This is a genomic window from Pseudomonas sp. SWI36 (assembly GCF_002948105.1).
GTDB classification, from domain to species: Bacteria; Pseudomonadota; Gammaproteobacteria; order Pseudomonadales; family Pseudomonadaceae; genus Aquipseudomonas; species Aquipseudomonas alloputida.
In genome coordinates this window covers 1,393,620-1,406,994 of record NZ_CP026675.1, presented here as the reverse complement: position 1 = coordinate 1,406,994, position 13,375 = coordinate 1,393,620, and the positions used below count along the sequence as shown (strand labels likewise).

Below are 13,375 nucleotides of genomic sequence, written 5' to 3'. Positions count from 1 at the left end.
AGAATTCGTAAGGACTTTTCGTGAGCAAATCGCTGCAAGCCATCCGTGGCATGAACGACATCCTGCCAGAACAGTCGCCGCTGTGGCGCTACTTCGAAGGCACAGTGGCCGGGCTGCTGGACACCTACGGGTACAGCCAGATCCGCACGCCGATCGTCGAGTTCACCGAGCTGTTCAAACGCTCGATCGGTGAAGTGACCGACATCGTCGAAAAAGAGATGTACACCTTCGAGGACCGCAACGGCGATTCGCTGACCCTGCGCCCTGAAGGCACTGCGGCCTGCGTGCGAGCGGTGCTCGAGCACGGCATCACCGGCAACGGTCAGGTGCAGAAGCTGTGGTACATCGGCCAGATGTTCCGCCACGAGCGCCCACAGAAGGGCCGCTACCGCCAGTTCCACCAGATTGGCGTGGAAGTGTTCAACCTGGACGGCCCGGACATCGATGCCGAGCTGATCATGCTGACCTGGCGCCTGTGGGGCCTGCTGGGCATCCAGGACGCGGTCACGCTGGAGCTCAACAGCCTGGGCACCAGTGAAGCCCGCGCACGCTACCGTGACGCGCTGGTCGAGTTCCTCTCGGCGCGCCTGGAGCAACTGGACGAAGACAGCCAGCGCCGCCTGAAGAGCAACCCTCTGCGCATCCTCGACAGCAAGGACCAGAACACCCAGGCGGTGCTGGTTGGGGCGCCGAAGCTGGAAGACTACCTGGACGAAGAATCGCGCGTGCACTTCGAGGGCCTCAAGGCCCGCCTGGACGCTGCCGGTATTCCGTTCGTGATCAACACCAAGCTGGTACGTGGCCTGGACTACTACAGCAAGACCGTGTTCGAGTGGGTAACCGACAAGCTCGGTGCCCAGGGCACGGTGTGCGCGGGTGGCCGTTACGACGGCCTGGTCGAACAGATGGGTGGCAAGCCGACCACTGGCGTTGGTTTCGCCATGGGCATCGAGCGCCTGATCCTGCTGTTGGAAACCCTGGGCAAGGTGCCGGAGTCTATCAGCCGCCAGATCGACGTTTACCTGTGCGCCTTTGGCGAACAGGCGGAGCTGGCTGGCCTGCGCCTCTCCGAAGGCCTGCGCGACCGCTTGCCGGGCCTGCGCCTGGCAGTCAACGCCGGTGGTGGCAGCTTCAAGAGCCAGTTCAAGAAAGCCGACAAGAGCGGTGCACTGTTCGCCCTGATCCTCGGCGACGACGAGCTGGCCAAGCAAGAAATCGGCTTGAAGCCCCTGCGTGGCCAGGGTGAACAACAGAACATTGCCTGGGATGCTCTTGCAGAGCACCTGGAAACCGCGATCGCGCAAGCGTAACGCGGTTCAACAAGCGAATAGGCGAAAAGGAGTATTGGGGTGTCGAGTACCGATGATGATGACCTGGCAGGCGTCAAGGACTGGTGGAACCGCAACGGCAAGCCGCTGCTGACCGGTGCACTGCTGGCTGGCGTGGTGGTGTTGGGCTGGAATACCTGGCACAAGTACCAGACCAACCAGTCGCAAGGTGCCTCGCAGTTGTATCAGGCGCTGATTGAAACCAGCCTGACACCGACCGGCCAGCCGGACGCCACCAAGGTCGCGGAACTGGCCGGCAAGCTCAAGAGCGAGTTTGGCGGCACCGCTTACGCCCAGTACGGCAGCCTGTTCGTGGCCAAGGTCGCGGTCGACAGCGGCAAGCTCGATGACGCCGCAGCCGAGCTGAAAAGCGTGCTGGACAAACCGGCCGACGTTACCTTGGGCGAGATTTCGCGTCAGCGTCTGGCGCGCGTACTGGCAGCCCAGAACAAGGCCGAGGATGCGCTCAAGCTGCTGGACGGCGACGCCGACAAAGCCTTCCTGGCCAGCCGTGAAGAGTTGAAGGGTGACCTGCTGGTGCAGCTGGGTCGCACCAACGACGCGCACAGCGCTTACGAAAAAGCCAAGGCTGCGCTGTCCGATGACGCGGCGGTCGGTGGCCTGCAATTGAAGCTGGATGACCTGGCTAAAGGGGACGCGTAAGTGATCGGTTGGAAACATGCAGCAGTGCTGACCCTGGCCGTACTGGCCGCAGGTTGCAGCAGCAACAGCAAGAAGGAACTGCCCCCGGCCGAGCTGACCAAGTTCACCGAGGAAGTGGTGCTGAAGAAGCAGTGGAGCCGTTCGATCGGTGACGGCCAGGGTGAAACCTACAACACCCTGGTACCGGCCATCGAGAACGACCGTATCTACGCTTCCGACGTCAACGGCGAAGTCTTCGCCCTCGACCGCATCACCGGCGACGTGGTGTGGAAGAAGGACCTGGAGCTGCAGGTTTCCGGTGCAGTTGGCGTAGGCTATGGCCTGGTCATGCTCGGTACCCTCAAGGGTGAAGTCATTGCCCTGGACTCCAGCACCGGTGAGGAGCGTTGGCGCTCGCGCGTGACCAGCGAAGTGCTGGCCCCACCTGCCAACAACGGTGACGTGGTGGTGGTGCAGACCCAGGACGACCGCCTGATCGGCCTGGATGCCGCCACTGGCGACCGCCGTTGGATCTACGAAAACTCGCCGGCCGTGCTGACGCTGCGTGGCACCGGTGCGCCGATCGCCACCAACCGCCTGGCTGTTGCCGGCCTGTCCACCGGCAAAGTGGTCGCGGTTGACATCAACAACGGTGTGCCCGTGTGGGAAAGCCGCGTGGCCATCCCGAAGGGCCGTTCCGAGCTGGACCGTGTGGTTGATATCGACGGCGGCTTGTTGCTGTCTGGTGGTACCCTGTACGTCAGCACCTACCAGGGCCGTGTAGCGGGCCTGGACCTGGAAAGCGGCCGCGAGCTGTGGCAGCGCGATGCTTCCAGCTATGTGGGTGTCGCTCAGGGCTTCGGTAACGTCTACGTCAGCGAAGCCTCGGGTACCGTGGAAGGTGTGGATGAGCGCTCTTCCAGTGCCCTGTGGAGCAACGACAGCATGGCTCGCCGCCAGTTGACCGCCCCTGAAGTGTTCAGCAGCTACGTGGCTGTGGGTGACTTTGAAGGTTACCTGCACCTGCTGAGCCAGGTGGATGGCCGCTTCGTCGGCCGTGAGCGTATCGACAGCGATGGCCTGCGCGCCCGCCCACTTGTGGTCGGCGACACCATCTATGTCTTCGGCAACAGCGGCAAGCTCGAGGCACTGACCATCCGCTGAAGCTATGCTTGAAGCCTTGGCGGGCTTCAAGCCGCGGCGTAGGACACGCCGCCCAAACTCCGGCCGCTGCCTTGCAGCGGCCTTTGCATTTTCAAGAATTCGAGAGTGGAGAGCCGATGGTTCCCGTAATTGCCCTGGTGGGCCGCCCGAACGTCGGCAAATCCACCATGTTCAACCGCCTGACCAAGACCCGCGATGCCATCGTCGGTGACCTGTCGGGCCTGACCCGTGACCGCCAGTATGGTGATGCCAGCTGGCAGGGTCGTTCCTTCATCCTGATCGACACCGGTGGTATCACCGGTGACGAAGTGGGCATGGACGAGAAAATGGCCGAGCAGTCGCTCATGGCCATTGAAGAAGCCGACTATGTGCTGTTCCTGGTTGATGCCCGTGCGGGCATGACTGCAGCAGACCAGATGATCGCCGAGCACCTGCGCAAGCGGAACAAGGCGGCGATCCTGGTTGCCAACAAGATCGACAACATCGACCCCGACGTTGCCCGCGCCGAATTCTCGCCAATGGGCATGGGTAACGCCATTCCGGTGGCGGGCTCCCAGGGCCGTGGTATCAACGCCTTGATGGAGGCCGTGCTCGGTCACCTGCCGCGTGATGCCGAAGAAGAAGCCCTCGAGCAGGACGTCGCTGAAGGTGAGGAAGCCGTGCGCATTCCTGGCCCAAGCGAGAAGGATGGCATCAAGATCGCCATCATCGGCCGCCCGAACGTTGGCAAGTCTACGCTGGTCAACCGCATGCTCGGCGAAGAGCGTGTGGTGGTCTACGACGAGCCGGGCACCACCCGTGACAGTATCTACATCCCGTTCGAGCGCGATGGCGAGAAGTACACCTTCATCGACACCGCCGGTGTGCGCAAGCGTGGCAAGATCCACGAGGAAGTCGAGAAGTTCTCGGTGGTGAAGACGCTGCAGGCGATCAAGGATGCCAACGTCGTCATCTTCGTCATGGATGCCCGCGAAGGTGTGGTCGACCATGACCTGAACCTGCTGGGCTTCGCCCTTGAAGCCGGTCGCGCCATCGTCATTGCCCTGAACAAGTGGGATGGCATGGAGCCGGGTGAGCGCGCCTACGTGAAGACCGAGCTGGAGCGCCGGCTGTTCTTCGTCGACTTTGCCGACATCCACTTCATTTCCGCGCTGCATGGCACGGGCGTGGGCAACTTGTACAAGTCGGTACAGGCTGCGTTCCAGTCCGCGGTCACCCGCTGGCCGACCAGCCGCCTGACGCAGATCCTCGAAGATGCCGTGAGCGAGCACCAGCCGCCGATGGTCAACGGTCGCCGCATCAAGCTGCGCTATGCCCACCTCGGTGGTGCCAACCCGCCACTGATCGTGATCCACGGCAACCAGACCGACAGCATTCCCAAGTCGTACTCGCGTTACCTGGAAAACACCTATCGCCGGGTGCTCAAGCTGGTCGGTACGCCGATCCGTATCGAGTACAAGGGGGGTGAGAACCCGTACGAGGGTAAGAAGAACACCCTTACCGATCGCCAGGTCAACAAGAAGCGCCGCCTGATGTCGCACCACAAGAAGGCCGAGAAGAAGCGTCGCGACAAACGCTAAGCAGCGCCATGTGGGGGCGGGCAAGGCTGCCCCCACAGACGCCCGTTGATCCAGAGCAATCCCCCTATTGTTTCAACCTTTTTCCTGACCGCTCGATCCGCTATGCTCGGACTCCACCCCGTGCCGGATGTACCCCAGGAAAGAGGGCTCCATGATCCGCAGCAAACTGCCGAATGTCGGCACGACCATCTTCACCACCATGTCCCAACTCGCCGTGCAGACTGGCGCGCTCAACCTGTCCCAGGGCTTTCCTGACTTCAATGGCCCGCAGGCCCTGCTCGATGCAGTGGGCCGGCACGTGGCTGCCGGGCATAACCAGTATTCGCCCATGACCGGCCTGCCGGCCCTGCGCCAGCAGGTGGCGGCCAAGGTCGAGCGGTTGTATGGGGCAAGGGTGGATGCCGATCAGGAAGTGACTATCACCCCCGGCGCCACCGAGGCTATTTTCTGTGCCATCCAGGCGGTGGTGCATGCCGGTGATGAAGTGATCGTCTTCGACCCCTGCTACGACAGTTACGAGCCGTCCGTGGAGCTGGCCGGTGGTCGCTGTGTGCATGTGCAGTTGAGCGACGGCGACTTCCGTATCGACTGGCAGAAATTCAGTGATGCCTTGAGCCCGCGCACGCGCGTGGTCATCCTCAACTCGCCACACAACCCCAGCGGCGCGTTGATCACCCGCGAGGACCTCGACCAGTTGGCCGCACTTATTGCCGACCGCGATATCTACCTGGTCAGCGATGAAGTGTACGAGCACCTGGTCTACGACGGCGTACGCCACGCCAGTGTGCTGGCCCATGAGCAGTTGTACTCACGTGCCTTCGTGGTCAGTTCCTTCGGCAAGACGTACCACGTTACCGGCTGGAAGACCGGTTACGTGATCGCACCGCCAGCCTTGAGCGCCGAGCTGCGCAAAGTGCACCAGTACGTCAACTTCTGTGGCGTGACGCCGCTGCAGTGTGCCTTGGCCGACTTCATGGCCGGGCACCCCGAGCATATTGATGAGTTGCCGGCCTTTTACCAGGCCAAGCGCGACCTGTTCTGCGGTTTGCTGGACGGCTCGCGTTTCAACTTTACCCGCACGACGGGCACTTATTTCCAGCTGGTGGACTATTCGCAAATCCGTCCGGACCTGAACGATGTCGACATGTCGCTGTGGCTGACGCGTGAGCACGGCGTGGCGACCATCCCGGTATCGGTGTTCTACCAGCAACCCATCCCCGAGCAACGCCTGGTACGCCTGTGCTTTGCCAAACGAGAGGAGACGCTGCGTCAGGCAGCGGAAAGACTATGCGCGATCTGAGTACACTGCCGAACCTGAAAGTCGCCCTGGTGCAAACCACCTTGGCCTGGCACGACCGTGAGGCCAACTACGCGCACTTCGAGGTGCTGCTGGAGCAGGTGGGCGAGGTTGACCTGGTAATCCTGCCGGAAATGTTTACCACCGGTTTTTCGATGCAATCGGAGAGCCTGTGCGAGCCGGAGAACGGTCCGACCTACAAATGGTTGAAGGCACAGGCCAAGAAGCACAACGCGGTGATTACCGGCAGTGTGATCATCCAGGCCGCCGATGGCAGCCACCGCAACCGCCTGTTGTGGGCGCGGCCGGACGGCGAGATTCTGCACTACGACAAGCGCCACCTGTTCCGCATGGCCGGTGAGCACAAACATTACACCCCAGGCGAGCGGCAGGTGCAGTTCGAGCTCAAGGGCTGGCGCATTCGCCCGCTGATCTGCTACGACCTGCGCTTCCCGGTTTGGAGCCGTGACGCCCAGGACACTGACCTACTGCTGTACACCGCCAACTGGCCGGCCGCGCGTCGCCAGCACTGGAACCGCCTGCTACCGGCGCGGGGGATCGAGAACCTGTGCTATGTGGCGGCGGTGAACCGGGTGGGCACGGACGGTAAAGGCTTTGCTTACTCTGGTGACAGCCAGGTGCTGGATTTCCAGGGCGAGAGCCTGCTCAGTGCCGGGGAGGCGGACGGTGTGTTCACTGCAGTACTGAGCGCGGCGGAACTGGCGGCGTACCGGGCCAAGTTCCCGGCCAATCTGGATGCCGATACCTTCGAGCTGCACTGACAGCAGGCCCGGCCCTTTCGCGGGTAAACCCGCTCCTACACACGCATCGGCGGTTGGTCACAGGCCGTTGTAGGAGCGGGTTCACCCGCGAAAGGGCCGGCCCTGCTGACCAATTTCCATCCGCCGTTCACCGTTGCCGCCGCCACCGTATTTGCGGGTAAACCCGCGCCTACACAGGCATCGGCGGTTGGTCCCAGGCCGTTGTAGGAGCGGGTTCACCCGCGAAAGGGCCGGCCCTGCTGGCCAATTTCCACCCGCCGCTCACCGTTGCCGCCGCCACCGTATTCGCGGGTAAACCCGCGCCTACACACGTATCGGTGGTTGGGGAAGGCCGTCGTAGGAGCGGGTTTACCCGCGAAGAGGCCAGCCCTGCTGGCCAATTTCCACCCGCCGTTCACCGTTGCCACCGCCACCGTATTCGCGGGTAAACCCGCTCCTACACACGTATCGGTGGTTGGGGAAAGGCCGCCGTAGGAGCGGGTTCACCCGCGAAGAGGCCGGCCCTGCTGGCCAATTTCCACCGGCCGTTCACCGTTGCCGCCGCCACCGTATTCGCGGGTAAACCCGCTCCTACACACCGATCAATACACATCCCGCCGATACCGCCCATCCTCGATCAACTGCTGTACAGCAGCTTCACCCAGCATGCCTTTGAGCGCCGCATCCACCCCCGCTGCCATGCCTTGCAGGCTGCCGCAGACATACACGCAAGCCCCGTCGGCCACCCAGCGCTTGAAGTCCTCGGCCTGCTCCAGCATCACGTCCTGCACATACACCTTCTCAGCCTGATCGCGTGAGAACGCCAGGTCCAGCCGTGCCAGGTCGCCGTTGTCCAGCCAAGCGTGCAGCTCATCGCCACACAGCAAGTCATGCGCCCGGTTACGCTCACCGAACAGCAGCCAGTTGCGCTGCTCACCGGCATTGACCCTGGCGCGCAACAGGCTGCGAAGGCCCGCCAGGCCAGTGCCGTTGCCGATCAGGATCATCGGCGCAGTAGCCTCAGGCAGATGGAAGCCACTGTTACGCCGCAGGCGCAGGCTCAGGGTGCCATTCATTGGCAGGTATTCGGTCAGCCAGCCAGAGCCCAAGCCAAGGCTGCCGTCTGGGTGGCGTTCCTGGCGCACGATCAGCTCCAGCACACCATCGCTGGCGATCGAGGCGATGGAGTATTCGCGGCTGCCGATTGGCGCCAGTGCATCGACCAGCGCTTGTGGCTGCAAGCCGATCAGGTGGTCGCGGCGCGTCGGCAGTTGGCGGCCAGCGAGTGCCTGGGCAAGGGTTTCGCTCAGGCCATTCACCTGCACCTGGCTGCTGGCGTCCAGTGCCATGCCCTTGAGGAACGCGTCGATCCGTGGCTGCCCATTCAGCGGCAGTATCTCTACCAGATCGCCGGCTTCCCAGCTTGCAGGCTCTGCAGCCAGCAGGCCAAGCAGGTACACCGGTTGGCCTTGGCTGCCGGGGTTGAGCAGTTCGCGGCGCACCAGCGACCAGTTGGCAAAGGTTGGCGGCTGCCAGGCGGCCACCGGCTGGACACCGGTCAGTTGCGCCAGCTCCTGCTGCCATTGCTGCAGGGCGGCCTGGTCGGCGTTGTCCACTTCCACCGGGCTGAATGCACTGCTGGCACCGCGCTCTCCCAGCCACGCCTGGAGGCGACGAGCGAAACCGCAGAAGTGCGGGTACTGACGATCACCGAGGGCAAGCAGGGCATAGTTGAGGTTGTTGAGTGCCCAAGGCTGGCCGAGCACCTTGCGCTCGAAGGCGCGAGCGCTGTCGGGCGCTTCGCCGTCGCCGAAGGTACTCACCACGAAGAGCGCGCGATGGGCCTGGCGCAAGTCGTTTTCACCCAGCTCGGCAAGGGCGCGCACCTGAACGGGCTGGCCAGCTGCCTGCAGCTGCTCGGCGCTCTGCCAGGCCAACTGTTCGGCAAAGCCACTCTGGCTGGCAAAGCCGATCAGCCAGCCCTCGCCATTGCCGCTGTTGGCGACGTTGCCACGGGCTGCACGCACCTGACGTTTCTTGCGGCGGCGGTCGAGGTACAGCAGCCAGCCGGTGACGAAGAACAACGGCATGGTGAGACTGGCAATGGTGACGATGATGCGCCCCGGCAAGCCGAAGTATTCGCCGACGTGCAAGGCGTAAACACTCTGCAGTAGCTGCGCCTTGAAGGACTTGTCGGTGTAGCGGTCGTGCTTTTTAACCTGGCCAGTGGCCGGGTCCAGCACCAGGGTATTGAAGGCACGCGGGTGCGCAGCGTTGTCGAGCAGGTAGAACAGGTTGGCCGGCTGACCACCAGCGGGCGGCAGGCGCAGGTTGTAGGTGGACAGGCCTGGGCCCGCGGCGTCCTTGAGGTTGGCCCAGATGGCGTCGTAGTCCACCACCAGCGGCGGCGCATTCCTGTCGACGTTCTGCGGCCCGTGCCGGCCACGGCCTTCACCCCGTTTTTGCTGCTGGCCCGTAGCCGGCGCGTCGGCCAGCAGCTTGTTCAGGCCTTCACGGTACCACTCATAGGACCAGAACAGCCCGGTCAGGGCGAACAGAAGATAGAACAGCAGGCACCAGGTGCCGGCAACGGCGTGCAGGTCCCAGTTGAAGGCGCGGCCTTTCTTGGCCCAGTCGAAGGTCAGCCAGGTACGCCAGTCCAGCGCTTTGCGCGGCCAGCGCAGGTAAAGGCCGGACAGGCAGAAGAACACCAGCATCAGGGTGCAGGCCCCGGTGATTTGCCGGCCAGTATCGCCCATGGCGAGGAAGCGGTGCAGCTTGAGCATGAGGTTGAAGAAGCCTTGCCCGGCCGCTTCGCCCTTGAGTTCGCCGGTGTACGGGTCGGCATAGCGCAGCTCGCCACGGCGTTCGCCCGGTGCGGGCATGAAGAAGATCCGTGCAGCGTTGCCTTCGCGCACGTCGACCCACAGCATCGACACCTTGTCCTGTTGCTGGGCTTCGACCCGCTTAACCAACTCGGCCGGCGGCAGCACGCCTTCGGCGCGTACTTCCACCTTGAGTACATCGGCATTGAATGCGCGCAGCAGTTCTTCCTGGAACGAGTACAGCGCCCCGGTAATGCCCATCAAGGCCAGCACCAGGCCAGCGGTGATGCCAAAGAACCAGTGCAATTGGAACAGCGTCTTCTTCACCACATTGATCACCTTGTGTTGCTGCCGCAGACTGCGCGGCGTGCATTATGCCTTGATACGCAAAAGCCCCGCTCAATGAACGGGGCGGGGGTGGGCTTCTTTTGGTGGAAGCTTGTACCGGCCTCTTCGCGGGCTTGCCCGCTCCCACAGGTACACCACAGGGTTTGAAGGTTGTGGTGGACTTGTGGGAGCGGGCAAGCCCGCGAAGAGGCCGCCACAGGAGCAGCCCTTCTAGCGGATCAACCCAATCCCGACATCAGAAGTGGACGCTGGTGGTCAGCAGTGCCGTCCGCCCGGCCGCCTGGTTGGCGAAGTGGGTGGAGAAGGCCTTGTCGTAGTACACCTCGTTGGTCAGGTTCTGCACGTTCAGTTGCAGGTCGACGTTCTTGGTCAGCTTGTAGGCGGCCATGGCGTCGTAGCGTACGTAGCTGTCGACCATGGTGGTGTTGGCCACGCTGCCGTACACGTCATCCACGTAGAACGCACCACCGCCCAAGGTCAGCTTTGGCGTGATCGAGTAGGTGGTCCACAGGCTGGCGCTGTTGTTCGGCGTGTTCGGCAGCTGGTTGCCGTCGTTGGCCTTGCCCACCGGGCCGCCGTCGATCTGGCGAGCCTGCATGTAGGTGTAGCCGGCGAATACCTGCCACTTGTCGGTCAGCTTGCCGCTGGCCGACAGTTCGATACCTTGAACCCGGGTCTCGCCAATGTTCTCGTAGGTATTGGTGTTGACCTGGACCCGGGCGTTTTCCTTCTCGGTGCGGAACAGCGCGGCAGTCAGCGACAGACGTTGGTCAAGCAGGTCCCACTTGGTACCAATCTCGTAGTTGGTGGTTTCTTCCGGCTCCATGTCGCTGCCCAGCAGGTTGCCGTTACGGTCTGGCGTGCCGCCCAGCGGGTTGCCTTCGGTACCTTCGCCAAGCATGGCGCCAGGTGGCGTGGCGGAGGTGGCATAGGACACGTAGATGCTGCCGTTTTCGGCCGGCTTCCACACCAGGCCCAGCTGGCCGGTGACGAACTCGCTGACATCTTTGCCTTTGGCGGTGGTGGTGCCAGCGGCGTTGTAGGTCTTGTAGTCGGTGTCAAAGTGGTCGTAGCGCAGGCCCATGTTGACCAGCCACTCCGGGGTAAGCTCCAGGGTGTCGAACACGTAGATTGCACGGGTCTTGCTGTTGGTGGTGGTGCCGGCATAGTTGCGCGAGATGGCACCGTTCCACGGATCATCCGGGTTCGGGTTACTCAGCGAGGTGCAGTTGTAGCCACTGGTGGCGCCGATCATGCCTGGGGTGCAGTTGCTGTTGGCAGACCCGCCTGGCACGGTGTCGGTGTCGACGGTGTAGCTTGAGCGCTCGCTCTCTTCACGGCTCAGTTCGATACCGGTCGAGAAGCTGTTTTTCATGCCGCCAACGTAGAACTCGCCGAACAGATCGGTCTGGTTGGTGGTAGTGGCGGTGTTGCCGACACGGGTGTTGGCGCGGCGCCAGACACTGCCGTTGTTGACGTTGCCCTTGCTGTCGTCGGGCTGGGTCAGGATGTAGTCCTGCATGCTGTTGCCGTGACGCAGGGTGTTCTTGATGGTCAGCGAGTCGGTCAGGTCGTGCTCGACGGCGAAGGTTGCGATATCCACTCGGGTCTTGCGGAAGTCGCGGCCGGTCAGGCCGTAGAAGTTGTCACTGTCGCCGCCATCATTCGGCTTGCTCGGGTGTGCCGAGGTGCGCCCGGCGCTGCCGTTGGTCGGGATGGTGTAAGGGATGCCCGAATCCGGCAGGTCGTCGCTTTCCAGGTGGTAGTAGTCGAGGTTGACGCGGGTCGGCGTGCCCAGGCCAAAGGCCAGCGACGGGGCGATACCCCAGCGGTCGTAGTTGACCTTGTCGCGGCCGGCGACGTTGCTTTCGTGGGTCATCAGGTTCAGGCGGCCGGCAACGGTATCGCTGAACTGGTAGTTGCCATCGAAGGTGTAGCGCTGGGTCTGGTCGCTGCCCCAGGTCCAGGCACCGTCCAGCGAGTTGCCCAGATGCGCGCGCTTGCTTACCAGATTGATGGTACCGCCGGCCGCGCCGCGGCCACCGATGGCCGAGTTCGGCCCCTTGGCCACTTCAACAGATTCGATGGCGAAGATTTCGCGGGTTTGGGCGCCAGTGTCACGCACGCCGTCCAGGTAAGTATCGCCCTGGGCGTCGAAGCCGCGGATGAACGGGCGGTCACCTTGCGGGTTGCCGCCTTCGCCAGCGCCGAAAGTAATGCCGGGCACGGTGCGCAGGGCATCCTGCAGGGTCAGGGCGTTGGTGTCCTTGATCACTTGCTGCGGGATAACGGTTACCGAGCGCGGGGTGTCTACCAGCGGCGCGGTGTACTTCTGCGAGGCGGCCTTCTCCACCTTGTAATCGGTGCTGGCTTGTTCAGCCTTGCCGTTGACGCTGGTGGCATCGAGGGTGATGGCGCTGTTGGCGGCCGGATCGGCGGCATAGACCGACGAGGCACTCAGGGCGACACCGATGGCAGACACGATCAGGCGTGGCGAACTCACAGCAGATGGTACGTACTGGCGCATTGCAAAGAACCTTCCCCAAGGTATTGAGGCGGTGGATCTTAATGTAAGCAATTTTGACTAACAATTGAGAGTCGTTACCATTCGTGAAGAATTTACAATCTTTACAATTTGTCTTTACGGTTTCATGCCGCTGAAACGTCTTAAGCGGCGAATGGGGCTTGTGTAGCGTAAAAGGGAATCAATATCATTGCGCCTTTACATTTCCTAACGGTGCTGTTGCCATGCTGCTTCACATTCCAGGCCTGTTCGACGCTGATGAACTGGCCCGTATCCGCGAGGCGCTGGAGCGGGCCGACTGGGCCGATGGCAAGGTTACGGCGGGTTATCAGTCGGCCAAGGCCAAGCACAACCTGCAGCTGCCGGAAGGCCATGCACTGGCCCAGGAAATCGGCACTGCGCTGATCGACCGCCTGTGGAAGACCCCGCGCTTCATGTCGGCAGCCTTGCCGCACAAGGTGTTCCCGCCGCTGATCAACTGCTACCGCGATGGCGGCAACTTTGGTTTCCACATCGACAATGCCCTGCGCCAGCCCAAGGGCAGCCCGGAGCGGGTGCGTACCGACCTGTCTTCCACGCTGTTCCTCAGCGACCCGGAAAGCTACGACGGCGGTGAGCTGGTGATCCAGGACACCTATGGCGTGCAGCAGATCAAGCTGGCCGCCGGTGACATGGTGCTGTACCCCGGCACAAGCCTGCACAAGGTCAACCCGGTGACCCGTGGCCAACGCTATGCCGCATTCTTCTGGACCCAGAGCCTGGTGCGCGATGACAGCCAGCGGGCGCTGCTGTTCGAGATGGACAATGCAATCCAGCAGCTGACTGCCGATGTGCCGGACCACCCTTCGCTGTTGCAGCTGACGGGCACCTACCATAATTTGCTGCGCCGCTGGGCTGAGGTCTGAG

9 protein-coding genes are annotated in these 13,375 nt (G+C 62.7%); 7 read left to right on the top strand and 2 right to left on the bottom strand.

Features of this window, described 5'->3' with window-relative positions; translation table 11 throughout:
• Nucleotides 1–20 precede the first annotated feature (20 nt).
• The 6 genes from hisS to C4Q27_RS06860 all read left to right on the top strand — a co-directional run bounded on the left by hisS (nucleotide 21) and on the right by C4Q27_RS06860 (nucleotide 6,793).
• On the top strand, nucleotides 21–1,310 hold the full coding sequence (hisS, locus tag C4Q27_RS06885) for a histidine--tRNA ligase (RefSeq protein ID WP_104886663.1): 1,290 nt from the start codon (nucleotides 21–23) through the stop codon (nucleotides 1,308–1,310).
• Between the two features lie 39 nt (nucleotides 1,311–1,349).
• Entirely contained in the window at nucleotides 1,350–1,991 is a 642-nt protein-coding gene (locus C4Q27_RS06880; RefSeq protein WP_064492816.1) for a tetratricopeptide repeat protein, read from the top strand.
• Nucleotides 1,992–3,134: an outer membrane protein assembly factor BamB gene (gene bamB / locus C4Q27_RS06875; RefSeq protein WP_003248513.1), complete on the top strand. Its 1,143-nt coding sequence runs from the start codon at nucleotides 1,992–1,994 to the stop codon at nucleotides 3,132–3,134.
• 116 nt (nucleotides 3,135–3,250) lie between these two features.
• Complete coding sequence (gene der, locus C4Q27_RS06870; protein WP_010952071.1) at nucleotides 3,251–4,714, top strand: ribosome biogenesis GTPase Der; 1,464 nt, start codon at nucleotides 3,251–3,253, stop codon at nucleotides 4,712–4,714.
• Nucleotides 4,715–4,865: 151 nt separating this feature from the next.
• The gene (locus tag C4Q27_RS06865) at nucleotides 4,866–6,014 is read left to right on the top strand and encodes a pyridoxal phosphate-dependent aminotransferase (protein ID WP_064492815.1); all 1,149 of its coding nucleotides are present in this window, start codon (nucleotides 4,866–4,868) and stop codon (nucleotides 6,012–6,014) included.
• Nucleotides 6,002–6,793 carry an amidohydrolase gene (locus C4Q27_RS06860; protein WP_012051253.1) on the top strand — a complete coding sequence of 264 codons (792 nt, stop codon included), beginning with the start codon at nucleotides 6,002–6,004 and terminating at the stop codon, nucleotides 6,791–6,793. Before C4Q27_RS06865 ends, C4Q27_RS06860 begins: the two co-directional genes overlap by 13 nt.
• Nucleotides 6,794–7,374: 581 nt before the next feature.
• Here the strand turns inward: C4Q27_RS06860 and C4Q27_RS06855 are convergent.
• Together C4Q27_RS06855 and C4Q27_RS06850 are read right to left on the bottom strand one after the other, a co-directional pair.
• Complete coding sequence (locus C4Q27_RS06855) at nucleotides 7,375–9,927, bottom strand: sulfite reductase flavoprotein subunit alpha (protein WP_104887850.1); 2,553 nt, start codon at nucleotides 9,925–9,927, stop codon at nucleotides 7,375–7,377.
• 253 nt (nucleotides 9,928–10,180) lie between these two features.
• Nucleotides 10,181–12,472 (bottom strand): TonB-dependent siderophore receptor, encoded by a 2,292-nt coding sequence (locus C4Q27_RS06850; protein ID WP_104886662.1) that lies wholly within the window; start codon nucleotides 12,470–12,472, stop codon nucleotides 10,181–10,183.
• A gap of 221 nt (nucleotides 12,473–12,693) precedes the next feature.
• Here C4Q27_RS06850 and C4Q27_RS06845 point away from each other — a divergent pair, with 221 nt between their 5' ends.
• On the top strand, nucleotides 12,694–13,374 hold the full coding sequence (locus tag C4Q27_RS06845) for a Fe2+-dependent dioxygenase (protein ID WP_104886661.1): 681 nt from the start codon (nucleotides 12,694–12,696) through the stop codon (nucleotides 13,372–13,374).
• The last annotated feature ends 1 nt before the right edge of the window (nucleotide 13,375 follow it).